The sequence below is a fragment of the Pseudoalteromonas espejiana DSM 9414 genome (assembly GCF_002221525.1).
Classification (GTDB): Bacteria; Pseudomonadota; Gammaproteobacteria; order Enterobacterales; family Alteromonadaceae; genus Pseudoalteromonas; species Pseudoalteromonas espejiana.
The window spans coordinates 2,528,196-2,554,536 of record NZ_CP011028.1 but is presented as its reverse complement, the minus strand read 5'-3'; the positions used below and the strand labels follow the sequence as shown (position 1 = coordinate 2,554,536).

The 26,341-nt window shown below is 41.1% G+C and carries 19 protein-coding genes and 1 other RNA gene; 13 read left to right on the top strand and 7 right to left on the bottom strand.

Annotated features, from left to right (window positions below; genetic code table 11):
- The 5 genes from cydC to PESP_RS11645 are packed head-to-tail and all read right to left on the bottom strand — an operon-like array spanning position 1 to position 6,394.
- Entirely contained in the window at positions 1-1,743 is a 1,743-nt protein-coding gene (gene cydC / locus PESP_RS11665; RefSeq protein ID WP_089348165.1) for a thiol reductant ABC exporter subunit CydC, read from the bottom strand.
- Positions 1,736-3,508, bottom strand: coding sequence for a thiol reductant ABC exporter subunit CydD (gene cydD, locus PESP_RS11660; protein ID WP_089348164.1), 1,773 nt, complete (start codon positions 3,506-3,508; stop codon positions 1,736-1,738). Before cydD ends, cydC begins: the two co-directional genes overlap by 8 nt.
- Entirely contained in the window at positions 3,498-3,662 is a 165-nt protein-coding gene (gene cydX / locus PESP_RS11655) for a cytochrome bd-I oxidase subunit CydX (protein ID WP_089348163.1), read from the bottom strand. The genes cydD and cydX overlap by 11 nt, the downstream gene beginning before the upstream one ends.
- 12 nt (positions 3,663-3,674) lie before the next feature.
- On the bottom strand, positions 3,675-4,814 hold the full coding sequence (cydB, locus tag PESP_RS11650; RefSeq protein ID WP_089348162.1) for a cytochrome d ubiquinol oxidase subunit II: 1,140 nt from the start codon (positions 4,812-4,814) through the stop codon (positions 3,675-3,677).
- A complete protein-coding gene (locus PESP_RS11645) occupies positions 4,811-6,394 on the bottom strand; it encodes a cytochrome ubiquinol oxidase subunit I (protein WP_089348161.1) in 1,584 nt (527 codons plus the stop codon). Before PESP_RS11645 ends, cydB begins: the two co-directional genes overlap by 4 nt.
- A 290-nt stretch (positions 6,395-6,684) precedes the next feature.
- On the opposite strand from PESP_RS11645, the gene lpxB reads away from it, so the two are divergent.
- From lpxB to PESP_RS11615, 6 genes are all read left to right on the top strand, one after another.
- Complete coding sequence (gene lpxB, locus PESP_RS11640) at positions 6,685-7,842, top strand: lipid-A-disaccharide synthase (protein ID WP_089348160.1); 1,158 nt, start codon at positions 6,685-6,687, stop codon at positions 7,840-7,842.
- A complete protein-coding gene (gene rnhB, locus PESP_RS11635) occupies positions 7,832-8,434 on the top strand; it encodes a ribonuclease HII (protein ID WP_089348159.1) in 603 nt (200 codons plus the stop codon). Before lpxB ends, rnhB begins: the two co-directional genes overlap by 11 nt.
- A gap of 3 nt (positions 8,435-8,437) precedes the next feature.
- Positions 8,438-11,929, top strand: coding sequence for a DNA polymerase III subunit alpha (gene dnaE, locus PESP_RS11630; protein ID WP_089348158.1), 3,492 nt, complete (start codon positions 8,438-8,440; stop codon positions 11,927-11,929).
- Positions 11,930-11,945: 16 nt separating this feature from the next.
- The gene (gene accA / locus PESP_RS11625) at positions 11,946-12,902 is read left to right on the top strand and encodes an acetyl-CoA carboxylase carboxyl transferase subunit alpha (RefSeq protein WP_006793614.1); all 957 of its coding nucleotides are present in this window, start codon (positions 11,946-11,948) and stop codon (positions 12,900-12,902) included.
- 92 nt (positions 12,903-12,994) lie between these two features.
- A complete protein-coding gene (gene tilS / locus PESP_RS11620; RefSeq protein ID WP_089348157.1) occupies positions 12,995-14,299 on the top strand; it encodes a tRNA lysidine(34) synthetase TilS in 1,305 nt (434 codons plus the stop codon).
- Positions 14,300-14,638 carry a hypothetical protein gene (locus PESP_RS11615; RefSeq protein ID WP_089348156.1) on the top strand — a complete coding sequence of 113 codons (339 nt, stop codon included), beginning with the start codon at positions 14,300-14,302 and terminating at the stop codon, positions 14,636-14,638.
- A 66-nt stretch (positions 14,639-14,704) separates the two neighbouring features.
- Here PESP_RS11615 and PESP_RS11610 read toward each other — a convergent pair whose 3' ends face one another.
- Positions 14,705-15,601, bottom strand: coding sequence for a GGDEF domain-containing protein (locus PESP_RS11610; RefSeq protein ID WP_089348155.1), 897 nt, complete (start codon positions 15,599-15,601; stop codon positions 14,705-14,707).
- Positions 15,602-15,746: 145 nt separating this feature from the next.
- On the opposite strand from PESP_RS11610, the gene PESP_RS11605 reads away from it, so the two are divergent.
- Complete coding sequence (locus tag PESP_RS11605) at positions 15,747-17,720, top strand: monovalent cation:proton antiporter family protein (protein ID WP_089348154.1); 1,974 nt, start codon at positions 15,747-15,749, stop codon at positions 17,718-17,720.
- Between the two features lie 25 nt (positions 17,721-17,745).
- On the opposite strand, the gene PESP_RS11600 is transcribed toward PESP_RS11605, so the two are convergent.
- Complete coding sequence (locus PESP_RS11600; protein WP_089348153.1) at positions 17,746-18,891, bottom strand: patatin-like phospholipase family protein; 1,146 nt, start codon at positions 18,889-18,891, stop codon at positions 17,746-17,748.
- 211 nt (positions 18,892-19,102) lie between these two features.
- On the opposite strand from PESP_RS11600, the gene PESP_RS11595 reads away from it, so the two are divergent.
- The 6 genes from PESP_RS11595 to PESP_RS11565 all read left to right on the top strand — a co-directional run bounded on the left by PESP_RS11595 (position 19,103) and on the right by PESP_RS11565 (position 26,335).
- Positions 19,103-19,978, top strand: a complete 876-nt coding sequence (locus tag PESP_RS11595) for a DUF3014 domain-containing protein (protein ID WP_089348152.1) — start codon at positions 19,103-19,105, stop codon at positions 19,976-19,978.
- 138 nt (positions 19,979-20,116) lie between these two features.
- An RNA gene (gene ffs / locus PESP_RS11590) (signal recognition particle sRNA small type) lies at positions 20,117-20,213 on the top strand.
- An 845-nt stretch (positions 20,214-21,058) separates the two neighbouring features.
- On the top strand, positions 21,059-21,364 hold the full coding sequence (locus PESP_RS11580) for a hypothetical protein (protein ID WP_089348150.1): 306 nt from the start codon (positions 21,059-21,061) through the stop codon (positions 21,362-21,364).
- Between the two features lie 382 nt (positions 21,365-21,746).
- On the top strand, positions 21,747-24,506 hold the full coding sequence (locus PESP_RS11575) for a response regulator (protein WP_089348149.1): 2,760 nt from the start codon (positions 21,747-21,749) through the stop codon (positions 24,504-24,506).
- 74 nt (positions 24,507-24,580) lie between these two features.
- Positions 24,581-25,483, top strand: a complete 903-nt coding sequence (locus PESP_RS11570; RefSeq protein ID WP_089348148.1) for a LysR family transcriptional regulator — start codon at positions 24,581-24,583, stop codon at positions 25,481-25,483.
- 132 nt (positions 25,484-25,615) lie between these two features.
- Entirely contained in the window at positions 25,616-26,335 is a 720-nt protein-coding gene (locus PESP_RS11565) for an SDR family oxidoreductase (RefSeq protein WP_089348147.1), read from the top strand.
- Positions 26,336-26,341 lie beyond the last annotated feature (6 nt).

Sequence of the window (26,341 nt, the reverse complement as noted above, 5' to 3'; positions counted from 1 at the left end):
TTAAAAGCGGGTGGTTAACGATACATAATCATCGTATTGTTCACTAAGCTGTTGGTGTGTACCTTGCGCTATTATTTTTCCATCTTCTAACCACACAATGTTATCCATTTGGGTTAAAAGAGCGGGGTCGTGAGTAATCGTAAGCACGCTTGCATTATTCATTACGGTCATAATGGCATGCATTACACTTTGTTTAGATTGATTATCTAAGCCCTCAGTTGGCTCATCAAGTACTAAAATAGCGGGGCTTTGCAATAAAGCTTGAGCTATAGCTATGCGCCTAGATTGCCCTTGAGATACATTACGTCCGCCTGTGCCTAAACGTGTATTTAAGCCACTTTTTAGCTCACTTAACCATTGCCCAAGCTGTGCTTGCTCAAGCGCGGTGTGCATTTGCTCATTTGTTGCACTTGGCGCTGCGTAACGTAAATTTTCACTTAGGGTGCCATCAAAAATATGGTGCTGCTGCGCTAATATATTTATAACGCTTGCGCGGGTGTCAGTACTTAGTGAGTGCAAGTCATGAGAAATGCTTTGATCATGTAACTCAATGCTGCCGCTTTGAATAGGCCATAGCCCGGTGAGCAAATTAACCAAGGTGGTTTTACCGCTGCCGCTTTTACCTACAATGGCTACTTTTTGCTGCGCTTTTAGCATAAAGCTCACATCAGTTAATGCATTATGCTCATCGTATTTATAGCTAATGTTGTTAAGTGTTAGTGCGGTATTATTTTTATCAAACGGAGTATCAATTAAAGCGCTGTGATTGTTGCTCTGATCAGATACTTTATCTTGAAGTGTAAATAGTCGCTCTGCGGCTTTTAGCACATTAGGCAGCTCTATAAATGCATTAGGCAGGAGCAATACGCTTTCAAAGCTTGCCAATACAAATAGGCTTAGCATAGCAAGCTCTACATTTATCATGGCACCGCTGTACACCAATGGCACAATAGTAACGATGGCGCCTAGCATGGCTAATTGCACTACCAGCAAACTTAAACCGTCGCTATTTGCTAGTGCTTTATGGCGACTATAAAGTTGCTGGTTGTATTGCCCATTTAAATTATCACATTTTGAAATTTGAGCGCCACTTGCTTGATAAATACTAAGCTCTCTAAGGCCGGTTAGCGTATCAGAAAGTTCAGCCCTAAGCTGGGCACTTAGTTGTGTTTCTTTATGACTATTTTTGTTTAATTTAACACTTAATAGCGCCGGTAAAACAACACCAATTAATAAAATGCCAATAAAACAAATAAGTGCAACGTTTGCATTATAGGCCGCCATAAACACCATAATAATAGGTACGCTTAACAGCGCTACTAGCATAGGCAGTAATATGTTTAAGTAAAATTTATCAAGCGCATCTACATCGTTTTGTAAGCGGTTTACTAAATCGGCGCTGCGGCTCATTGCTAAATCTACATTGTTTAGCTTACTTAGCGTTGCAAACATATTTACGCGAATTTCACTAAGTAATAAAAATGTGGCGTTATGAGTTACTAAGCGCTCACCATAGCGTGATGCGGTACGAACAATCGCTAAAAACCGAATAGTCCCTGCGGGTGTAAAGTAGTTCATTTGCACGCCAGCAAGACCTGCCGCTGCCATTGAAGCTAAAAACCAACCCGATATAGCGAGTAAGCCCACATTTGCCAGTACAGTTAAAGTGGCTAAAAAAGTACCCAGTAACATAGCTTTATAGTGCGGGCGGCAAAGTTGTAATAACCTTATAAAGTTAGTCATTATTAACTCCTTGCACGTGTGTGCTTAGCAGGGTACTAAACGCACCATTTTGCTGAGCAAGCTCTGAGTATGTGCCTTGCTGTGCTACCTCACCATTTTGCATAACTATAATATTGTTGGCATTTTTTACTGTGTTAAGGCGGTGGGCTATAACCAGTACCAAATGTGTTTTTGCATATTCATTTATAGCTTGCTGAATAAGTTGCTCTGTTTGGCTATCAAGATGCGCCGTTGGTTCATCGAGTACTAAAATAGGTGCTTGTTTTAAAAATGCACGGGCAAGGGCGATACGTTGTTTTTGCCCGCCAGAAAGCCCTTCACCTTGCTCACCTATCAATGTATTAAAGCCCTTGGGTAGCGTGTTTATAAAATCTAAGGCGCCTGCTTGGTGTGCGGCTTGCTCAAGCTCTAATGGTGAAGCGTCTGGTTTCGCTATTTTGATGTTGTCCCTAATGCTTTGATAAAATAGCGTTGGGATTTGCGGGATCCAGGCGATTTTATTTTGTAGCGTATTAATATTTGTAGCGTCTAGTGGCTTGTTATTAATACTGATTTGCTCAATCACCTGAGGGTGAAACCCTAATAGGCAATCAAATAAAGTGCTTTTACCTGAGCCACTCGCCCCAACTACTGCCACTAAGCCTTTAGCTGGTAACGTTAAGTTTATGTTTTTTATGCCTTCATTACTGTTTGGGTAGGTAAAATTTAAGTTGTTTATGCTTATTGAGTTTATAGGCTCGCTAACGTGGGCGTTGTTTTGCTGTGATTGCTCAGGAAGGGGCGCATTTAATATAGTTACCATGTCGGCTGCAGCGCTAATGCCTTGCAAACGAGCATGGTAGTGGCTGCCTAATTGGCGAAGTGGTAAATAAAATTCAGGCGCAAGTAGCAGCACTACAAAGCCGGTCGCAAAATCAAGCGTCCCAAAAAATAGTCTAAAGCCAATGATTACCGCAACGAGTGCCACGCTAATAGTGGCTAAAAATTCCAGCGCAAATGACGATAAAAAAGCAATTTTTAGTACACCTAAAGTAGCGTGTCTAAAGTCATCAGAAATTTTAGCAATGTGTTTAAGTTCGGTGCGGGTGGCGTTAAATAGCTTAAGCTGCGTTAAGCCTTGCACTCGGTCAAAAAAGTAATTGCCCAGTACAGCAAGTTGTTTCCAACGTTTTTGATTTAACTCTTCAGCTTTAGATCCAACTAAAATCATAAAAAACGGAATAAGCGGAGCGGTTAGTAAAAATATTAAACCCGCTTTATAGTCGGTTGGAAAAATCACCACCAAAATTGCTAAAGGAATAAGAGCACTGTATGCAACTCCGGGTAAATATTTAGCGTAATAGTCGTGTAATGCTTCAACGCCATCGTGCAGGGTGTTAAGCGTTGCCCCTTGGCCGTGTTGTTCTATATAGCTTGGGCCAAGTTGAGTTAATTTAGTTAATAAGGTTTGGCGCATGGCCGATTTAATTTTAAGTGCTGCAAAGGCGCTTAGCCTTTCACTTAGCGCTAAAAAAAGCGCCCGCAGTAAAATAATGCCAGCAAGTGGCCAAAGTAAATGTGTTACTTGAGTAAGGCTTTCGCCTTCAAACATCACATTATGAATAGTTTGTGCCAATAAATAGGCGCCTGCAATCATTAAAATAGCGTTAAACGTGCCCAGTGCAATGCTTAACTTTAACCATGCACTTGCAGGCTTGCTTTGAAGCTTTAAAAATGCGCGCAGAGATTGCTGCTGCGCGCGATTTGGTCGGGGGTTAGTCGTCATCTTTGGTGTAATTAGTATCGTTTAATAAATCGTGCATAGCTTGTTCATCATCAGCAATGCTGTTTTTATTTTGATGAAACTCGTACCACATTACATTTATTACACCTAAGGTACAGGCTAAAAGCACACCTAAAATCCAAGCAAAATACCACATAATTTAGTCTCCTTAGTAGCTACCGTGAGTGTTGTTTTCAATTTCATCTACCGTTACTCTGCGCCACATTTTTACATAACACCACGTGGTGTAGGCCAGTATTAAGGGTATAAAAATAACTACGGCAACAAACATAATGTTTAGCGTTTTATGGCTAGAAACCGCATCCCAAATAGTTAAGCTAATATCTGGGTTATTAACCGATGGCATAATAAATGGGAATAGTGATACACCTGCGGTCATAATAACGCCAATTAACATAACACTGGTCGAAATAAGCCCAAGCGCCGGCTTATTAATTTTAGAGAAAAACAAAGCACTTAGTGCCATTACAAGGCCTAAAATAGGGAAGGTCATTGTCCATGGGCGCTCACTATAGTTGTTAAGCCATGCACCTTTTGCCGTAGTTACTACTTTAGCGAGTGGATCTGCATGGCTTTGTGTATCTGCCATTGAAACTATTTGGTAGCCATTTATATTTGCCACCCAAAAACCAGCACCAGCAAAAAGTACAATAAATACCATTAGCGCATAGCGGCCATACTGCCCTGAGCGCTCAGCTACTGCATCTGCGGTACGCAGTTGTAACCACATACCCGCATGAGCAATTAACATAGCAATACTGACTAAGCCAGCAAGCAAGCCAAATGGGTTTAATAAGCCAAAGAACGAGCCTTGGTAACTTACACGCAGTAGGTTATCAATGTTAAACGGTACACCTAAAAATAAGTTACCAAACGCCACACCAAAAACTAAAGCCGGAATGGCACTGCCTGCAAACAAGCCCCAGTCCCAGTTGTTACGCCAGCGTTTAGAGTCTATTTTAGAACGGTAATCAAAACCAAGAGGCCTAAAAAATAGTGCAAATAGCACCAGCATCATAGCAAAGTAAAAGCCCGAAAATGCGGCGGCATACACCATAGGCCACGCTGCAAATAAAGCACCGCCAGCGGTAATAAACCATACTTGGTTACCATCCCAGTGTGCGCCAATAGTGTTAATTACCGTACGGCGCTCTGAGTCTGTTTTACCTACTAGGCGTAGCAGCATAGCCACGCCCATATCCATGCCATCGGTAATAGCAAAGCCAATAAGCAATACACCAATGAGCAACCACCACAGCATTTTTAATGTTTCATAATCAAAAATCATAATTGCTCTCCTGCATCTTTATCTGCTTTGTTTGGTAACTCAAAATGGTATTTACCAGTATGTAATGAGCTTGGCCCTTGTTTAATAAAGCGCACCATCAACCAACCTTCAACAATAGCCAGGCCAGTGTAAAAAATAATGAATCCAGTTAAGCTAATTAAAATATCGTTTACCGTTAGTGACGAGGTCGCTAAAAAGGTTGGTAAAATCTCAGATATTGCCCAAGGCTGGCGACCATATTCAGCAACTATCCAACCAAATTCTATGGCAATCCAAGGTAGTGGAATACTCAATACCGCCGCCCATAGTAACCAGCGTTTTTGCTCAATAATACGGTGTGCATTGTAGTAAAATGCCAATACAAACACTGCTAGCATAGCTACGCCACAGGCAACCATTATTCTAAACGACCAAAACATTGGGCCAACTTTAGGGAAGGAGTCTTTAACTGCTCTTTGAATCTGATCTTCTGTCGCATCTACAACATTAGGTGTGTAGCGCTTAAGTAATAAGCCATAGCCTAAATCGTCTTTTAAGGTATCAAATTTAGCTATGTTTTGTGGGGTATCGTCACCGCTTCTGAGCTTTTCAAGGTACTCGTATGCAATCATGCCGTTACGAATACGCACTTCGTGTTTTTTCTCTAAATCAGAAATACCAATTACTTGCTCATCTAAAGAGCGCGTAGCAATTAAGCCCAGTGCGTAAGGAATTTTTACCGCCGCGTGGGTTACTTGTTCGTCCGAATCAGGAAAACCAATAGCTGTAAATGCAGCAGGGGCTTCTTCCGTATGCCACTCAGCTTCTATTGTTGCTAGTTTTACTTTTTGAACTTCGCCTACCTCGTAGCCTGACTCGTCACCTAATAAAATTACACACAGTATTGAAGCCAAACCAAAGCCCGATGCCACCGAGAACGAGCGCTTAGCAAAGGCTAAATCACGACCTTTTAATATGTACCAGCTACTAATACCCAATACAAACATAGAAGCTGCTACATAACCTGCTGATACGGTATGAATAAACTTAACTTGTGCTACCGGGTTAAATACAAGCTCTGCAAAACTAGTCATTTCCATACGCATAGTTTGATAGTTAAATTCTGCCCCTACCGGATTTTGCATCCAACCATTAGCAATCAAAATCCAAAGCGCCGACATATTTGTACCCAACGCCATTAAAAATGTTGCGCCTAAGTGTTGGCGTTTAGTTAACCTGTCCCAGCCTAAAAAGAACATACCCACAAAGGTCGATTCTAAAAAGAATGCCATTAAACCTTCAATAGCGAGCGGCGCACCAAAAACATCACCCACATAATGCGAGTAATAAGACCAGTTAGTACCAAACTCAAACTCCATGGTTAGGCCCGTTGCCACACCAATTGCAAAGTTAATACCAAACAACTTACCCCAAAACTTAGTCATATCGCGGTATATTTCGCGGCCGGTCATAACATAAACCGATTCCATAATAACTAAGATCCAGGTCATACCTATGGTTAAAGGTACAAATAAGAAATGGAAGAGTGCGGTAACAGCAAACTGCAATCGCGATAGATCCACAAAGGTTTCATCTATCATTTTTAGCTCCTTGAGGGTGACGGGTTAACAAGGCAATAAAAAATTGGCAAAGTTAAAATTAATGAACTTTCAGTAATTACTGAAAGTTTGAAATATTATTTACGTTTGTGCAATTTTTGTCAACATACATATTAGAAAAACTTAATATATATTCACCATGCTACATCAGTATTAAAAACAAACAATCGTTTGTGGTGGTTTTAGTTACAAAAACCATTAATTTAAAGCGTTTAACCAAACACTAAAACACGGTAAACTAGCCCCCATGAACGCCTGGTAAATAAAGTCGAATGAATAAAGATAAAAAACAACTACGTATTGGTATTGTGGCAGGTGAACTGTCGGGCGATATTTTAGGTGAAGGCTTAATTAAAGCGCTTAAAGTACATTTCCCTGATGCTATTTTTGAAGGCATTGCGGGGCCAAAAATGCAGGCGCAGGGCTGTAAAACACTTTACGATATGGATGAGCTATCGGTAATGGGGCTTGTTGAAGTATTAGGGCGTTTGCCGCGCTTACTTAAAATACGCAAGCAACTTGTTCAGCATTTTGTAGACAACCCACCCGATGTATTTATAGGTATTGATGCCCCCGATTTTAACTTGCGCGTTGAAAAACCATTAAAAGATGCCGGTATTAAAACCATTCAATACGTGAGCCCGTCTGTATGGGCATGGCGCGAAAAACGTATTCATACCATTAGTGCTGCAACCAACTTAGTGCTTGCACTATTACCGTTTGAAAAAGAATTTTACGACAAGCACCAAGTACCTTGTACATTTGTAGGGCATACATTAGCTGACGATATAGCACTTGAGCACGACGACAGCCAAGCACGTGCAGAACTAGGCTTAAGTCTTGATGACAAAGTACTTGCGTTACTGCCAGGTAGCCGAGGCTCTGAAGTAGGCTTATTAAGCGAAACCTATATAAAAACAGCTGAGCAGTTACAAGCGCAAAACCCAAACCTTAAAATTGTGGTGCCACTGGTAAACGAAAAACGCAAAGCGCAGTTTACTGATATTTTAAAAGCCACTGCGCCAAACCTTCATGTTAATTTGCTAGATGGCCAATCAAAATTAGCAATGCAAGCGGCAGATGCCATATTACTTGCATCGGGCACTGCCACACTTGAAGGCATGCTTTATAAAAAGCCCATGGTAGTGGGTTATAAAATAAAGCCGATGAGTTATTGGATTTTTAAAACTTTATTTACCTTTAATATTAAGTATTTTTCACTGCCTAATTTGCTGGCCGATGAAGAACTCGTGCCTGAATTTTTACAAAGCGAATGTAACGTAGCTAATTTAACAGGTGCACTTACGCCTATGTTAACTACCGATAATAAAGAACTAAAAGCACGCTTTTTAGCCATTCACGAAAAAATTAGATTAAATGCCAGCGAACAAGCAGCTAATGCTGTGGCGGAGTTAATAAATGCAAATTGAACGACCTAACGTAACCTTAATTGCCGGTGTAGATGAAGTAGGGCGCGGCCCGCTTGTTGGTGATGTTGTTACCGCTGCGGTAATACTTGACCCCACAAAACCCATTGCAGGTTTAGCCGACTCTAAAAAGCTAACAGACAAAAAACGCCAAGCACTGGCTATAGAAATAAAAGAAAAAGCACTGTGTTATGCCTTTGGTCGTTGCAGCCCAACTGAAATTGATGAGTTAAATATTTTACACGCTACCATGCTTGCGATGACCCGCGCGGTAGAAGGGTTAAGCACACAACCAGAGTTTGTATTTGTTGATGGTAACCGTTTACCTAAGTTAAGCATGCCTGCGCAAGCTGTTGTTAAGGGCGATAGCTTAGTGGCCGAGATATCAGCAGCGTCTATTTTAGCTAAAGTAGCGCGTGATGATGAAATGCTTGAGCTCGATGCACGCTACCCACAATATGGGTTTGCAGGGCATAAAGGTTACCCAACTAAAGCGCACTTTGCTGCGCTTGAGCAATACGGCGCAATAGATGAACACCGTAAAAGTTTTAAGCCTGTGCAGCGCGTATTAATGCAAGCTAAGGGTGAGGCATAAATAATGGCTGCACCAGATTTTGTACATTTAAGGGTTCACTCAGACTTTTCGATGGTTGATGGCTTAGCTAAAACCAAGCCAATAGTTGCTAGAGCGCAAGAGCTAGAAATGCCTGCGCTTGCGATAACCGATCAAATGAACTTTTGTGGTTTAGTGCGTTTTTATGGTGCTACTCATAATGCCGGTATAAAGCCGATTGTAGGCGCGGATTTTTGGTTGCGCAGCCCTGAATTTCCAGATGAACCATGCCGAATTACAATTTTAGCCAAAGACAACGACGGTTATAAAAATATAACGCTATTAATATCTGAAGCGTATCAGCGCGGGCATGTATTTCATCGTCCGGTAATTGACCGTGAGTGGCTTGTTAAGCACAAAGAAGGCTTAATTATTCTCTCGGGCGCTAAAGATGGCGATTTAGGTAAAGCGCTTTTAAAAGGCAACCCGGGCGTTATTGAATCTGTTGTTAGCTTTTACAAGCAGCACTTTAGTGATCATTACTATTTAGAGCTTGTACGAACTAATCGCCCACTTGAAGAAGACTACCTACACATGGCGGTAGAACTTGCAGATAAAGAGCAGTTACCGGTTGTAGCCACTAACGAAGTGGTATTTTTAAAGCCTGAGAACTTTGAAGCGCATGAAATTCGAGTGGCCATTTTTGATGGCTACACCCTTGATGATAAACGCCGCCCTAAACGCTTTTCACAAGAACAATACCTAAAAACGCCTGAGCAAATGGCTGAGCTTTTTAGCGATATTCCTGAGGCGCTACAAAATACCGTAGAAATAGCCAAACGCTGTAATGTAACGGTGCAATTAGGCACTTACTTCTTACCAGATTACCCGACAGGTTCATTAAAAATTGAAGACTTTTTAGTTAAAGTTTCAGAAGATGGCCTTGAAGAGCGACTGCAGTTTTTATTCCCTGACGAAGAAGATAGAAAAGTAAAACGCGTCGAATACGATGAACGTTTAGCCGTAGAGCTTGGCGTAATTAACCAAATGGGTTTTCCGGGTTACTTCTTAATCGTAATGGAGTTTATTCAGTGGAGTAAAGATAACAATATTCCAGTAGGTCCTGGACGTGGTTCTGGTGCGGGTTCATTAGTGGCATACGCACTTAAAATTACCGACCTTGACCCGCTTGAGTTTGATTTACTCTTTGAGCGATTCTTAAACCCTGAACGTGTATCAATGCCCGATTTCGACGTCGATTTTTGTATGGACAGGCGCGACGAAGTAATTGATCACGTATCGGCGCTTTATGGCCGTGACGCGGTATCGCAAATTATTACCTTTGGTACTATGGCGGCAAAAGCGGTAATACGCGATGTAGGCCGTGTACTTGGCCACCCATATGGCTTTGTTGATCGCATTTCAAAGATGATCCCAGGCGATCCGGGTATGACCCTTGCTAAAGCCTTTGAAGTAGAGCCGCGCCTTCAAGAAGCATACGATGGCGACTCAGAAGTAAAAGATTTAATCGACATGTGTCGCATCCTAGAAGGGTGTACACGTAATGCCGGTAAGCACGCCGGTGGTGTTGTAATATCGCCGACGACCATTACCGACTTTGCTGCACTTTATTGCGATGACGAAGGTAAGTTCCCGGTTACTCAGTTTGATAAAAACGATGTAGAAACCGCAGGCTTAGTTAAGTTCGATTTCTTGGGCTTACGTACCTTAACCATTTTGCAGTGGGCGGTTGATATGACCAACGTGCGTATGGCGCGCGAAGGCAAAAAGCCGGTCGATATAAATACCATTCCACTGGATGATAAAAAAAGTATAGAGCTATTACTGCGCGCCGAAACAACTGCGGTGTTTCAGTTAGAGTCACGCGGTATGAAAGATCTCGTACGCCGCTTAAAGCCCGATTGCTTTGAAGATATGATTGCATTGGTAGCCTTATTCCGCCCAGGCCCTTTGCAATCAGGCATGGTAGATAACTTTATCGACCGAAAGCTCGGCCGAGAAGAAATTTCATACCCCGACGCGCAATACCAACACGAAAGTTTAAAGCCAATACTTGAACCCACATACGGCATTATTTTGTATCAAGAACAAGTAATGCAAATAGCCCAGGTATTAGCCGGTTACACCCTAGGTGGCGCCGATATGTTACGTCGTGCTATGGGTAAGAAAAAACCCGAAGAGATGGCTAAACAGCGTTCGACGTTTGAAGAAGGTGCCCGAAACAACGGCATTGACGGCGAACTAGCCATTAAAATCTTCGACTTGGTAGAAAAATTTGCCGGTTATGGTTTTAACAAATCTCACTCGGCAGCCTATGCATTAGTGTCGTACCAAACGCTGTGGATGAAAACACACCACCCAGCTGAATTTATGGCTGCGGTAATGTCGGCAGATATGGATAACACCGACAAAATAGTAATTTTGGTGGATGAATGTGAAAACATGAAACTCACCTTGTTACCGCCAGATGTAAACGCGGGTGAGTTTAAGTTTACGGTAAACCTGCAAGGCGAAATTGTTTACGGTATTGGTGCTATTAAAGGTGTGGGCGAAGCACCGGTAGAGGCGATTTTAGAAGCACGCGAAAAAGGCGGTCCGTTTAAGGATTTATTTGATTTTTGTGCCCGTGTAGATTTAAAACGCTTAAATAAACGTGTGACTGAAAAATTAATTTACGCTGGTGCGCTTGATCAATTAGGACCAGAGAAAACCCAAGCAGGGCGTGCTACTTTATTAGCTAGTTTAAAAGATGCTATGCGCGCAGCCGATCAACACAACAAGGCAGAGCAACTTGGGCAAAGCGATTTATTTGGTTTATTAGCCACCGAGCCAGATGAAGTAGAACAAGCATTTATTAAAGCCACACCACTTACCGATAACCAGTGGCTTGATGGCGAAAAAGAGACCCTAGGCCTTTATTTAACAGGGCATCCGATAAATCAGTATCGTCGCGAGCTCAGACATTATACCAGCGGTAAGCTGGTGGATTTACAACCAACTAATCGTGATGTACTCTCAAGCGCGGCGGGTTTAGTTATTTCAGCGCGAACCTTAATTAATAAAAAAGGAAATCGCTGGGGCTTAATAACTTTAGATGACAAGAGCGCCCGTATTGATGTACGCTTGTTTCCAGAACAGTTCGAAATGTACCAAGAAATGCTTCAAGTTAACAATATCTTGGTAATATCTGGACAGGTCAGCTTTGATAACTTCTCCGGTGGCATTACAATGACCGCCAGAGAAATAAACACCATTGCTCAAGCGCGTGAAAAACGCATTAAAGCGATTAAAATGACGCTGAACATGGTGCAAATCGAGGCAGGTTTCTTCGATAAATTACAAAAAGTACTCGAACCTTATAAAATGGGAACGTGTCCGATCAAGGTTTATTACCAACGCCCCGATGCGTTGGCTCAATTAACCCTAGGGATCGAATGGTGTGTTACGCCTAGCGACGACTTAATTCATAAGTTATCGCTTATGGCTGCACAAGATGTAGAACTAGAATTTAACTGATTAGGTAGTTTAGAGCATGAGCCTCAATTATCTTGATTTTGAGCTTCCGATTGCAGAATTAGAAGCAAAAATTGAAGAATTACAAAGCATAAGCCGCGCTGGCGAATTAGACCTTGAGTTAGAAGAGGAAGTCAGCAAATTAAAAGAAAAAAGCGCTAAGCAAAAAGAGGAAATTTTCTCAAATTTAGGCGCTTGGCAAGTATCGCAGTTAGCGCGTCATCCGTTGCGTCCTTACACTCGAGATTATATCGAGCGCATTTTCACGGAATTTGACGAGTTTGCAGGCGATCGTACTTTTGCTAACGATCCGGCTATTTTAGGTGGTGTTGCACGTTTAGATGGCGAACCAGTGATGGTTATTGGCCAACAAAAAGGTCGCGATACAGCTGAAAAAATTAAACGTAACTTTGGTATGCCAAAGCCTGAAGGTTACCGTAAAGCATTACGCTTAATGGAAATGGCCGAGCGTTTTAAAATGCCAATTATGACCTTTATTGATACGCCAGGTGCCTACCCAGGTGTTGGCGCTGAAGAGCGTGGTCAGTCTGAAGCAATCGCACGTAACCTTAAAGTAATGGCGGCGCTTAAAGTGCCAACTATTTGTACGGTTATTGGTGAAGGCGGCTCAGGTGGTGCATTAGCAATTGGTGTTGGCGATAGAGTGAACATGTTGCAATACAGCACTTACTCAGTAATTTCGCCAGAAGGCTGTGCGTCTATTTTATGGAAAAGCGCAGACAAAGCACCACTAGCAGCAGAAGCTATGGGTGTAACGGCAGAGCGTGTTAAAGAGCTAGATTTAATCAACAACTTAGTTGATGAGCCTTTAGGTGGCGCACACCGTAATTACGATGCTATGGCACGTAACTTAAAAACCCGTTTAAAGCGTGATTTAGCAGACTTACAAGCGCTTTCGCTTGAAGACATGCTTGATCAACGTTACAAACGTCTAATGTCGTTTGGTTACTGCTAATAAAGTAACTATTACATTAAATGTTAAAAAAAGCCGCTTATGCGGCTTTTTTGTTTTAAAATACTCCCAACATAAATTTTATAGCGTATTGCATGCAATCATCAGCCATTTATCAACAAGTTAAACATTCACTTGCACATTTTTTTAAGCAACAGCAGTACAGTTTTACTGTGGCGCTTTCGGGTGGGGTTGACTCGGTTGTATTGCTACATTTAATGCATTTATTAAAGCAAGAACAGCCTAAGTTAAGCTTAAGCGCTATTTATGTTAACCACGGTTTAAGTCAATACGCTGACGACTGGCAACAGTTTTGCCACACATTGTGCGCCGAGCTTAATGTTCCTTTTAGCGCAGCAGCTGTTCACATAGCACAAAAATCACGGACCAGCCTTGAAGCGCAAGCACGTGATGCGCGTTATAAAGCACTTGATGAGTTAAGCGCACCTGAGAGTATTATTTTGTTGGGGCAACATTTAAATGATCAAATTGAAACGTTTTTATTGCGTTTAAAACGAGGCTCTGGCTTAAAAGGGCTAGGTGCTATGCAGCAAACGCGTACCCTTAAAAGTGGGCGCACCTGTTTTAGGCCGCTTTTAAATGTAACGCGCAGTAGTATTGAAGCCTTTGCGGCCCAATTTACTATTAACCATATTACCGATGATTCAAATACCGATGAGCAATTTGACCGCAACTTTTTACGCGCAAGTGTAGTGCCTGTACTTGCAGAGCGTTTTAGCGGGTTTGAACATTGTGCTGGGCGTAGTATTAATTTATTACAGCAACAGCAAGCACTCCTTGATGAATACACTGAGCTTGATTTACAGCACAGTTTAAACTCACAACAGGGGTTGTGCATTAGCCAAATAACAGCCTTTAGCGATATTCGCATTAGTAATGTTGTACGTGCGTGGCTTAATTTGTTCACTCAAGTTATGCCTTCACACAAGCAGCTATCACAAATAATAAACCAAGCAATTAGTGCTCAGGCCGATGCCCAAATGCAAGTTGATTTAACTGATGGGCAAGTTCGTCGCCATCAGGGGCATTTATACTTTGTTTCGCCACAACAGGTATTAATTGATGAAACATTTAACGGTAATGAGCTCACGCTTAAAGACGGGCGTTTATTAATCAAGCTGCAAGGTAAGGGAGTAAGAGCCCCGCTTGAGAACGAGCAGGTAACGGTGCGCTTTAATTGTAATAGTGCTCGTATAAAGCCTTTAAAAAAACCAGGTAGTAACACGCTAAAACATTGGTTTAAAGATGCAAAAGTAGCGCCTTGGCTAAGGGCGCAGGTGCCATTAATATTTTATAACGATGAGCTTGTGCAAGTAGTGGGTTATTTTATAAGTGAAAAACATAAAGATGAAAACGGTATTTTTTGGGAGTGTAAATAAATGAGTCAACAGCCACATGTAGGCCTATCGTTAGTTAGTAAGGCCCCTATGGGTATGCTTATAACAGCGGTTATTGCCATTGTTGCTAATGTGCTTCTTGAGCTAAATATTATTACGCTTGGCTATGCTGTTACCGGCGGCGTAGTTTCGGCCGTTTTATTACTTGCTTATTGGCTAGGTAAAGGTGGGTTATTTTTTATTTTAGGGGTGAGTATTCCACTGGTATTAGTGCTATTAACACCGCTTGCAAGTATTGCTGCATTATTAAATTTAGTGAGTGGCTTCTTTTTTGGTTTTTGCGCCGCCTTGTTCGTTTATAAATTACTAGAAAATAAATAATTTATTTTGCAATAAAAAAGCCTAGCGGGGGAAGCTAGGCTTTTTTATATCATGTGTTTATACGGTTTAGTAAGCTTTTGCGCAGTTACGTCCTGATGCTTTAGCTTTGTATAAGCCTTTGTCTGCACGAGCAAATATTTCTGTTTCGCAATCTTGGCTATTCGCTAAAGTAAAACCAATGCTGGTGGTTACTTTGTATTTAGCCATTAAGCTTGATGTTCTAACTAAGCACATGATGCGCTCAGCAATGACTTTGTTAGTTGTAAATTCTGGGTCTTCAATAATTAACGAAAACTCATCGCCGCCAAATCTAAATACAGAATCCGTACCGCGAATACTGCTACACAACACCTTAGAAAATTCTTTGAGTACGTCATCACCCACTTTGTGACCATAGTTATCGTTTACTTGCTTAAAATTATCTAAATCAAGTAGCATTAAACTAAACGGACGCTGGTAACGGCGGCAGTTTTCCAGCTTTTGCGACAAAATGTCATTAAATTGACTGCGGTTGTTTAAGCCCGTTAATGCATCTTTTGTAGCAAGCTTTAACACTCTGCTGTACATCATGGCGTTACGCAGTGGGTATACAAGTGCGGTATGTAAAGCGCGTAGTTTATTTTCAATTGCGCTGCTAATTGGGTATTGGCTAAAGTAAATTAGTTGCCCTAAGTGCTCGCGACCAATAGATAAATCAAAAATATACGGGTTAGTATTAGTGTTACTGTCTGAGGTTTGTGCAGTGCCAAGAGTTGACTGAAACTGCAAACCAGAAAAATTGAGTAGTTGCTTTGCAAATTTTGCATAAATAGCTAAAACATCTTCTATTACTAGGCTTGTTTGTAGCTCGGTAACAAGATCGTGTGTTGCCGCAGACTCATTTGTTTGTGTGTGCTCAGCCGAAAACGGCAAAAAGTCGCCGCGTCCAGATACGCGTTGTGTCAAAATATGGACATTTTCCATCAAATTCTTCCCCCAGGGTGTTGCTTTGTAATTAGTAAGCTATTTTTGTGCCATATTTTAAAATTGCCTGAAAAACATATGGTTGCTATATTTACTTATAAGCACCGAGACAAGTTAACCTTTTAACTTATATGCGAGGCCGTATTTGCAAAGTATAAATGCTCAAATTTTTGGCTTATTGGTTGCGGCAGTACTTTTTGTGTGGTTTTTTAAACGCATAGGTTTGCCGCCCATATTGGCGTACCTAGCTACAGGTGTTTTGGCAGGCAGCCATGGCATAGGTTGGCTTGCACAATCTCATGAAATCGAGTTTGTAGCAGAGCTAGGCATTGTATTTTTACTCTTTAGCTTGGGATTAGAGTTTTCTATTTCGCGGCTAATGGCAATGCGTAGCTTGGTATTTGGGCTTGGCTCATTGCAAGTGGGTGTTACCAGTTTACTCTTCATCGTTATTTTATATTGTTTAGACTTTTCCTTACTTACCAGTTTTACCATTGGCACAATTATGGCGCTTTCCTCAACCGCTGTAGTGGTTAAATTACTTAAAGAAACGGGGGAGTTAAACCAACGCCGAGGGCAACTTGCTGTAGGTGTGTTGCTGTTTCAAGATATTGCCGTTGTTCCGCTACTTATTATATTACCGCTATTTGCTTCAAGCGATTCACAAAGCATAAGTTGGGCGCTTGCATTTGCGCTGACTAAAGGGGCGTTTGTATGTGTATTGTTGTGGGCAATAGGTAAATGGGTATTACCCAAAGTATTTAACGAAATTGCGCAGGTACGTACCGATGAGCTATTTGTGCTAACCACTATTTTGGTGGCGCTGTTTGCCGGCCTTTTAACGTACATGTTTGGCTTATCTATGGCGCTTGGGGCATTTTTAGCCGGTATGATGCTTGGAGAGAGCCATTATCGGCACCAGCTCGAGGCTGATATAAGGCCGTTTCGCGATATTTTAATGGGCTTATTTTTTGTAACTGTGGGCATGCAGCTCGATATTTTATTTGTGCTTTCTCATGGCTTGGTCATTATTGGCGCTTTACTGGGGTTGTTAGTATTAAAAATTACCGTGGTGGCACTCAGTGCACGGCTTATGCACGAGCGAAACCAAGACTCATTGGCATGTGGCATTATGCTATGGCAAATGGGAGAGTTTGGATTTGTATTAATTGCCCTTGCAAGCCAGCACGCATTGTTAAACTCCGAGCAGGCTTCATTTTTAATTGCTTTGGGCGTGCTTTCTATGGCGCTTACGCCATTTTTAATTGATAAAACCCCACTTATTCTAAAGCAGTTAGGTATTTTAGAGCACCCAAGCATGACCTGGGAAAGTGAGCCTAAAAGTAGCACTTTATACAGCGATCACGTTGTGATTTGTGGTTTTTCACGGGTTGGGCAAACCATAGCGCGGTTTTTAAAACCCGAAGCTATAGATTACGTTGCCATAGAAAGTAACCCTATATTAGTACAGGAGGGTAAAGCTGCTGGTGAGCCGGTAATATTTGGCTATGTAAAACAAAAAGACATTTTAAAGTGTGCAGGTGTTGAGCGAGCGCGCTTAGTGATTATTACTTTTACAGAGCTTGAACATGCACACGTGGTTATAGATGCCATTAAACAGTTAGCACCTAATGTAAAAATACTTATAAGAACCCGCGACGACAGCCAGTTGAATAATTTAAAAGAGTTGGGTGTAACAGAGGTTGTGCCTGAGTCTTTAGAGGCGAGTTTAATGCTGGTATCGCATGTTTTATCTATGTCGGGTGTGCCTATGACCCGCATTGTACGCCGAGTAAGCAAAGAGCGCCGCAACCGCTATCCGCTTATGCAAAGTTTTTACGCAGGCTACTTTAAAGATAACGAAGAAACCTCTTCTGAGCGCTTAGAATATTTACACGTAGTCGCGTTGCCCGAACAAGCCTATGCAGTTAACAAAACAATTGATGAGCTTAATCTGTCTAAGCGCCGAGTGACTGTAAAAGCATTGCGCCGAGAGGGCCAAGAAATAGACGACCCATCAAGTAGCACTACCTTGTGCGCAAACGATGTATTGGTATTGCAAGGTAAGCCCCGGCGCGTAGAGCGAGTAGAGCATTACCTGCTAGATGGGCTCGAATAAAAACAGTGAGATTAATGTTTTAAAGTTAATCGAGTTCTAAAAATTTGCGCATCTCGGGTAGTTTTTTCATGCCGTCTTCGTAGCCTATTTGAATTAAATGCTGCGTGTAGCGTTTTTCGAATAATAGATAACTCGTTAAACTCGATTGTGAGTGCCTTTTTACGCCAATGGTACGCAACAGTACTTTAATTGCCCATGGCATATCGTCGTAATACTGCGCGGCAATATCGTTAAAGTTTTTAGATGGGTTAATAATAAAGCTGTCTATTTGCTTAAGTTCTTGGTGTTTATCGCGTGCTGGTAATAAACCTAATGTGCGGTTTACACGTTCTAAACGTTCTAAATCGGCTTGCATGGTATCGCTAAATACACTATCGAGTAAGTGCCCCGCAACGGCAGAAAGCCCAGGATAATGTGGCGAATAACCAGGTGGATGCGACTCTTTAGGTTGATCCACACCAATAATAAATATTTTTTCTGCACCTAAGTGAATGGATGGGCTTAAAGGCGAAAGCTGATGTATAGAGCCATCACCAAAATAGTGGTTAAATACATTAACGCTTGGAAACACCATAGGAATGGCACTTGATGCCATTAAATGCTCCACATTAATACGCATAGGTCGGCCTTCGCGCTTAGCACGTTGCCATGGCGTTTGTGTATTTGACTGAAAAAATGCCACCGAGTCACCCGTTGTATAGCTAGATGCGGTAATTGAAATAGCTTCTAAATAATTACGGTGCAAATTGCGCTCTATCCGGTGCAAGTCTAAAATTTCGTTTAATAAACCACGCAAAGGGCGATTGTTTAATAAGCTACCTGGTGGGTGGTTAATATGCTCAGACTGAAAACTGGTTAAAATATTACGCGCAATATGACCAAACACACTTAAAAAGTCGCTTTTATACACCATCGACGTTGAAAAGTTTTTCCATACCGACTCAAGCTTACGCACTGCTAAGTGTGCACATGAGGCGTAGCAAGCCAGTGCGGCAGAGTTAATAGCGCCGGCAGAGGTGCCGTTAATAATCCTAAATGGAAGCGGGGCAGTGCGGGGCATACTGTGCGCTAATGCCTTTAGTACACCCACTTGATAAGCAGCGCGAGCGCCACCACCTGTAAGTAGTAGGGCTGTTTTGGGTTTGTGTGGGTCAACTTGCTTGATTTTCATAGTGGTATTTAAACTGCTTAACGTCTTTTCTTTATTTATCAACTTTAAGTCTTTAAGCTAGAAGAATCAAAGAATAACTATGTAATACTCGCGCAGTAAGTGTAGGTTTATATTGTTATGCTTATATTTGTAGTAATAGTGATTACTGATAATGAATTTTTTCCGCTCAGCGTACTCTGAGTAATTATGCAGTTAAATTTATGGAGTTTGTATGTCAGATAAACCAGAAGCGTCAGATGTTCAAAAGCGTCCGCCTAATAACAACTTTTTATTCGCCGTTATTATTTTAATTATTGTCGTGTGTGCAGCGGCCTTTGTTCTTTTAAAACCAAGCGACGAGCCACAAACACGTACCGAGGTAGAGCAAGTACCAAAAGAGCAGCCAGTCATGGAGCTTAAACCAGAAAACGACCCTGTAGTTGAAGCACCTTCGGTAAAACCTGAAAAGCCAGCCGAGCTTGCAGTACCAGCGCAGCGCCCAGCTGAGCCAGAGCCAGAAGTAGAGCCATTGCCAACGCTTGATGAAAGCGACACCCTAGTGGTTGCCAAAATGGACGAATACTTAAGCGACTCGGTAATGAGCTTAATGGTTACCGACGATGTTATTCGCCGTGGTGTGGTGTTTATCGATAATATAGCAAAAGGCAAAGTAGCTAAAAAGCACACGCCAGTTGTTAAACCACAAGAAAAGTTTAGTGTAAACGAAGGCGATATTTTAACAATTGATCCTAATAGCTATGAGCGCTATACACCGTATGTAAAAGTGTTCACAAGTATGAGCGCAGCACAAGCAGTACGTATGTACGAAGAGTATAAACCGCTTATAAATAACGCCTACAGCGAAATTGGTTATGGCGATGATGAGTTTAATCAAACCCTTGAAGATGCAATTGAGCTATTACTTGATACGCCAGAACCAGAAGGTGATTTACCGCTACTACGCGACTCGGTTACTTATCAGTATGCGTTTTCTGAGTGGGAACAACTTCCTGCTGCACAAAAACAGCTTTTACGCATGGGCCCAGAAAACATGAAAAAAGTAAAAGCAGCACTGCGTAAAATTAAAGCCGAGTTAGAGAGTAATTAATAGGCATTAAACGCTATTTTAAACCGCGATTGTATATGAAGTATGCAATCGCACTTTCTTTTTTGATTATCCCTTGAATAACACACCAAAAGTAGAGATAATCCTTCCCGCGCCAACCAAGGCCCTCAATGGTAGTCTTATTGGTCCTCTCGCAACACTAGCAGGCGAACCTGGTCAGGCCCGGAAGGGAGCAGCCACAGTTTGTGACGTGTGTGCCGAGATGTGGCTGGTAAGACTGCCACCCAAATTCCTCATTTGGGTGTATAAATTTTCCTTATAAAAACTAACCTTATTAATAATATTTAATAGTAATTTCCTTATTTACTTTGTTACTCAATCAAGTAATTTATACCCATTGCGTTAAGCTAATGCGCTACTTTCTAGGCATTAGAATAAACAAGTTTTAATGTAATTGGCATATCACACCTTAAAATACGCTAAGCAACATGCGTTTATTAATGCATTTAGCTTTGCTCACAAATTATAGAAAATTTAATTATGGTAATGCCTTAGCGAATTTGCTAAAACTATATAAAGTAAAGAGTTGAGCGTGTCCTGTGCCCAGTTATGCGTTATTCGCTCACTATTAAACTATTATGCGTTTTAGGGAACATTTAAATGGATTTGCTTTTTGCCAACATTATTACAGCTGTATTTTTTATTGTGGGGCACAATGTTATTCGCAAGGTTATTTTTAATAAACTCTTCACTGTGTTGGAAATTGTAGGCTACTCTTTTCTCATTTTTTGCGGCCTGGTGATATCGGCTACACTGTTTGCTGCTACTCTTAGCTTTATATTTCCTGAAATATATCCATTTACTTTCACTTATAAGGCGTTATTTATTTGCCCTCTTATTAGCATTTATTTTTTGTATAGAATGCTACAAAATAAAAGGCGCTTTAATGTGCGCACCTAATAAAAAATTAAGTAGGCTCTCTAGAATATTCGTATGTAGCTCGGCTACGCCATTGCACCTTAAGCGTTAAAATGGTTAAAAAAGACCTTGTTCGAGGCTTCTACACACTTTTAGCAAGCTAAAGTTTGCTTCTAAACTAGGCAATGTATTGGGAGTTTAATTTTGAGTGTTGATTTATCTGACTATAGTGTAAAGGAGTTAAATGAGGCTTGGATTGCTGTAGATGATCATGCATATCCAGATAGAGCTATAGAAATTTATAAGCTCTTAAAAGCCCGTGGTGAGGCTGCTTTTTATGAAGAACCCGAATTAGAGCATGGAGGTTTTCTTTCTAAAGTTTTAAATTATATTTTTATCCCTACTATGCATGGCGGTGTAATTGCTGCTGATATTGAATTAGAGAATGACCTTGCACGAATGAAAGAGCAAAGAGTTTTAGCGCTTATTAGTTCTTCTAAAAAAGCATAATCAAACATCATAGTTGGAATTATACGTGTGATGATTTTTTAATATTTCTTGCTATAGCGAAGAATAAACCATACAAGTGAAAATGCTTCTTTATTTGCTTTAACTATTAATTAGCTAAAACACTTAATTTATTTTAGGATAGGGTGCTTCAGCACAAAGCCTTTTAGCCATTTTATGTAACTAAATAAACTAACCATAGCTGCGCGTGCACCCTTTTTAATATTATTAAGTTATCTGTGAGTATGACCTCAAAGAAAAGCTGTTATGTTCTTTAGTTCCTTTTTTATTGCAGCTAGACAACCTTTGCCTTGTACGTAATAATGTAAAAATTACATTAATTTTAACGCACACTGTGTTAACAAAGTGCCCCTAGGTTGGTTTAATGCCTCAAAGAAGTAAGTGGACACTCGCTGTATTATTAGGGTTGCTAGGTGGTTTAGTTAACCTCTCGCCGTTATATTTTTTCGACAGTTCTGAGTTTTTATTTGGGCAAGTATTTGTATTGTGTAGCTTAGTGTTTATTGGGCTGCGTTATGCGTGCTTAAGCCTTGTGATAGTTTCTGGCTTTTTACTGTATAGATGGGGGCATTGCTGGCCGAGTATTGTGTATTTACTCGAGCTGTTTTGGCTTTATGCCCTGTGTTTACGTCGCTCTAAACCTATTCTTCCCCTTGGTACTGTGTTTTGGCTATTAATTGGCTTACCTTTTGTTTGGGTGATAGGCCAGTTTGTAATCGGCCTTGCATGGTTAACGCTTGTAGTCGCAATATCTAAATACCTTGTAAATGCCTTAATTAGCCTAGCGTTAGTGGATTTATTTAGTGTATTTGTGCCATACGCAAGCCGTGCTTATCAGGGGCGCCCCCTTGCAAAAATTTTAAGCTATGTAGTAAGCGTAATTATTATATTGGTAGTACTGCTTACCAGTGTATTTTTAGTAAACGACCATCACTCGCGTTTAGAGTATGAAGTAAATGCCCAGCTTGAAGAAAAAGCAGAGTCTATTAGCACTCAATTAAATGATTATTTAGCATTTCACAAAAATGCCATTGTAATGAGTAGTGATGCAATAGGTGCGGGCACTTCAAGTAAAAAGCAACTCAAACGTTTAATGGCTTTATTTCCGGGGTTTACAACCAGCTTATATGCAAGCCCTGATGGCTTTGTACAAATTAGCTCACCAAGTGATTTAATCGACGGGCTTACCCTTGCACAGCGAAATGTAAAAGATAGGGCGTACTTTACACAAGCCGAGCAATATCCACTTGGTTACACCAGTGGGGTGTTTCAGGGGCGTGGACTTGGTAACGAGGCAATAGTCGCGCTTTCTGCGCCTATATACCGTAACAACCAATTTTACGGTATTGTGGAGGGGTCGTTAAAACTTAATAGGTTAGAGCGCTTTATTCCTAACTTATTTGAGTACACCGGCGAATTAGTTGTGCTTGATGCGCATCAAAAAGTGGTCTTTAGCTCGCTTGAGCAATTTAAAATACTGAATGACTTTAATGAGCAAGGCTTTAATACCAGTAACTTAGGCGATAAAAGTTTATTTAGGTCTAACAAAAACGAAGTTTATCATAGCTACCAACATATAGACCCACAAAACCAGTGGCAAGTTATTACGTTTTATAACCGTAAACACTTAAGTATGGCTGTGGCAAAAGCCTGGTTACCCACAATTTTATTAAGCATTGTTTTAATTATTTTAGTCGTAATGTTTGTGCATCAACTGGCTAATTTATTAGTACAACCAATAAGTAGCTTAACAACGTTAATGCAAAGTTTTAGTAAAACTAAAACCCATAAGTTTAATACCGAATCGAGCTGGCATGAAGTACTGCAGCTACAGCAACAGTTTGAAATGTTAGCCAACGCGCTTCAACGCTCAATAGAAAACCTTCAAGCATCTAATATTAGAAACCAAGGCTTAAATACGCAGTTAAGTGAGTTTAATCAGCAATTAGAAGGCAAAGTGGCAGAGCAAACCAAAGAGCTTAAAAAGGCGGTTAACAGGGCTAATTTGGCTAATGTAGCTAAATCGCAATTTTTAGCCAACATGAGCCACGAACTGCGCACCCCAATGAACGGTATTTTAGGAATGGGTGAGGTGTTACTGCGCGATAAAATGCTTACCGACGAGCAACGAGACTTGTTAAATACGCAGCAAAAAAGCGCACAAAACTTATTAAAAATCTTAAACGATATTTTAGATTTTTCAAAAATAGAGGCTAATGCAATGGAGATTAGCCCACGCGACACCAACTTAGAGCCATTTATAGAAAATATTAAGTCACTGTTTTCGCCTATTGTTAGCTCCGATCAGGTAGAGTTTATTGTTGAGCGCAGCGACCGGTTGCCAGATTGCATAAAAATAGATGACTTACGTTTAAACCAGGTCATTATTAATTTGCTCTCTAACGCGTATAAATTTACTGAGCGCGGCTTTGTGCGTTTATGGTTTGATTACAGTAACGAACAATTATTAGTAAGTGTATCTGATAGCGGTATTGGCATAGCAAAAGAGCAGCAGTCATTATTATTTAGTGAGTTTACTCAAGCTGATGTTGGCGTTGCTCGTAAATATGGTGGCACAGGGTTAGGGTTAGCAATTAGCCAAGGCTTAATTAAAAAAATGCAGGGTGAAATTACCCTTACCAGTGAGCCCGGCAAAGGCAGTGTGCTTAAGTTTTATGTAAGCGCACCAACGGCGCAATACAGTAAACCTGCAGCACCTGCACAAACGCATTTATTACCTGCTCTCAGTAATAATAAAATACTACTCGTAGAAGATAACCCCATAAACCGCCAAGTTATAGCAAAAATGCTAGAACCCACTCATGTGCAACTTACTATGGCTAACGATGGTATAGAGGCGTTAAAAGTGCTTGAGGGTAATAGCTTTGATTTAATTTTAATGGATTGCCAAATGCCCAATATGGATGGCTACGAATGTACTCAGACCATTCGGGCAAATGAATCGCACACCAAACAGCATGTGCCTATTGTCGCTATTACTGCAAACGCATACGAAGATGATAAACAAAGATGCCTAAATGTGGGCATGGACGACTTTGTCTCTAAGCCGGTGAATACTCAGGGCTTGTATGATGTAATTAATAGGGTGCTTAACGCAGGCTAAATAAAGCGTTAAGCCATTACCTCAAATAACATTTTTGTTTATTATGCAAGGCTTAACACTTATTTGAGGCGCTTATGCTTAATAATATTAACCTTGCTGATATTCGCTCATTTGTACTCATTGCACAGCTGGGTAATTTTACTAAAGCTGCAGAGGCATTGGGGGTGTCGCGCTCGCATGTGTCACGGCAAATTAGCGCACTTGAAAGTAAAATGGCGGTAAAGCTCGTTACACGTACTACCCGTACATTAAAACTCACACTTGCAGGCGAGCAGCTTTATAAGAAATGCGAAGGCGCGTTAAATAATATAGATCAGGCGCTAATTGCAGCAGTTGATGACACAAAACAAACCCGCGGCCTAATACGTATAAACTGTGTAGGGGGTTACATAGGCGAGCAACTTATTGCACGCTATATTAGTGAGTTTATGGCGTTGTATCCGCAAATTAATATTGAGCTAGATTTTAGCAGCCACCGCGTTGATTTAATTAATGATGAGTTTGATATTGCCTTTAGAATGGGTGAAATAGCCGACGCAGGTTTTGTTGCTAAAAAGCTCATGGATATAAATATTGTAACCCTAGCAAGCCCTGAGTATATAAAAGCGTTTGGTAATCCACTCCACCCAAAAGAGCTCAGCGAGCACCGCTGCCTTACAGGATCTGTAAAGCGTTGGAGTTTTAGTTGTATTGCCAATCCTTCACAACTCGTGGATATAACAATAGCTGGACAGTTAGTTTGTAAAAATGGCCATGCACTTTTACAAGGCGCTTTAGCAGGCGTGGGCATTATTAGAGTGCCTAAAATGTACTGCGAAGCCCAAATAGCTAACGGTGAACTTATTGAACTACTGCCACAGTGGCAAATTCCTGCGGTTACGTTTTCGGCAATTTACCACAGCGACAAATACCGCCCTAAACGCTTACGCGAATTTATTAACTTTATTAATAACCGTTTTGAACAATACCACCAGTAACTCTTTTATGAATATTGTTGCTATATAACAACAGTATTTTGACTTTAGCCATATATATCAACACTGCTTAATTTTTTAAAATAACTTCATTGCAGCAATTGTGCTGCCCACGTTTAAATAATGGAGATTAATATGAAAAAGTTAGTAGTGATCACAGGTGCAAGTTCAGGTATTGGTGAAGCAATTGCGCGCCGTTTAAGTAACAGCGGCCACCCATTACTGTTATTAGCACGTCGTATTGAGCGTTTAGAGGCGCTTAATTTACCCAATACCCTATGCGAAAAAGTAGACGTTACCGATAAAGCCTCTTTCACAGCTGCTATTGCAAAAGCCGAAGGTGAATATGGCCCGGCAGATTGTATTGTTAATAATGCCGGTGTAATGCTTTTAAGTGAGCTTGATGTACAAAATGCCGATGAGTGGCAAACCATGTTTGATGTAAACGTAATTGGCTTAATGAACGGTATGCAAGCCGTACTTGCACCAATGAAAGCACGTAAAACAGGCACCATTATTAATATAAGCTCAGTTGCTGGGCGTAAAACTTTTCCTAATCATGCAGCGTATTGCGGCTCTAAATTTGCGGTACATGCTATTAGCGAAAACGTACGTGAAGAAGTAGCAAGCAGCAATGTGCGCGTATGTACTATTGCGCCAGGTGCAGTAGAAACCGAGTTACTGTCGCATACAACATCTAAAGACATAGTAAACGGTTATCAAGCTTGGAAAGAGGACATGGGAGGGGTGTTAGCGCCTGACGACATTGCACAAGCTGTTGAATACGCTTATGCACAACCACAAAATGTGTGTATTCGCGAAATAGTACTAGCAGCTACGGCGCAGCAACCATAAAACTAA

What these genes read in the sequence shown, in the direction of transcription:
- cydC (WP_089348165.1), bottom strand. Translation starts at nt 1,743, where the DNA reads ATGACTAACTTTATAAGGTTATTACAACTTTGCCGCCCGCACTATAAA.
- cydD (WP_089348164.1), bottom strand. Translation starts at nt 3,508, where the DNA reads ATGACGACTAACCCCCGACCAAATCGCGCGCAGCAGCAATCTCTGCGC.
- cydX (WP_089348163.1), bottom strand. Translation starts at nt 3,662, where the DNA reads ATGTGGTATTTTGCTTGGATTTTAGGTGTGCTTTTAGCCTGTACCTTA.
- cydB (WP_089348162.1), bottom strand. Translation starts at nt 4,814, where the DNA reads ATGATTTTTGATTATGAAACATTAAAAATGCTGTGGTGGTTGCTCATT.
- PESP_RS11645 (WP_089348161.1), bottom strand. Translation starts at nt 6,394, where the DNA reads ATGATAGATGAAACCTTTGTGGATCTATCGCGATTGCAGTTTGCTGTT.
- lpxB (WP_089348160.1), top strand. Translation starts at nt 6,685, where the DNA reads ATGAATAAAGATAAAAAACAACTACGTATTGGTATTGTGGCAGGTGAA.
- rnhB (WP_089348159.1), top strand. Translation starts at nt 7,832, where the DNA reads ATGCAAATTGAACGACCTAACGTAACCTTAATTGCCGGTGTAGATGAA.
- dnaE (WP_089348158.1), top strand. Translation starts at nt 8,438, where the DNA reads ATGGCTGCACCAGATTTTGTACATTTAAGGGTTCACTCAGACTTTTCG.
- accA (WP_006793614.1), top strand. Translation starts at nt 11,946, where the DNA reads ATGAGCCTCAATTATCTTGATTTTGAGCTTCCGATTGCAGAATTAGAA.
- tilS (WP_089348157.1), top strand. Translation starts at nt 12,995, where the DNA reads ATGCAATCATCAGCCATTTATCAACAAGTTAAACATTCACTTGCACAT.
- PESP_RS11615 (WP_089348156.1), top strand. Translation starts at nt 14,300, where the DNA reads ATGAGTCAACAGCCACATGTAGGCCTATCGTTAGTTAGTAAGGCCCCT.
- PESP_RS11610 (WP_089348155.1), bottom strand. Translation starts at nt 15,601, where the DNA reads ATGGAAAATGTCCATATTTTGACACAACGCGTATCTGGACGCGGCGAC.
- PESP_RS11600 (WP_089348153.1), bottom strand. Translation starts at nt 18,891, where the DNA reads ATGAAAATCAAGCAAGTTGACCCACACAAACCCAAAACAGCCCTACTA.
- PESP_RS11595 (WP_089348152.1), top strand. Translation starts at nt 19,103, where the DNA reads ATGTCAGATAAACCAGAAGCGTCAGATGTTCAAAAGCGTCCGCCTAAT.
- PESP_RS11575 (WP_089348149.1), top strand. Translation starts at nt 21,747, where the DNA reads ATGCCTCAAAGAAGTAAGTGGACACTCGCTGTATTATTAGGGTTGCTA.
- PESP_RS11570 (WP_089348148.1), top strand. Translation starts at nt 24,581, where the DNA reads ATGCTTAATAATATTAACCTTGCTGATATTCGCTCATTTGTACTCATT.
- PESP_RS11565 (WP_089348147.1), top strand. Translation starts at nt 25,616, where the DNA reads ATGAAAAAGTTAGTAGTGATCACAGGTGCAAGTTCAGGTATTGGTGAA.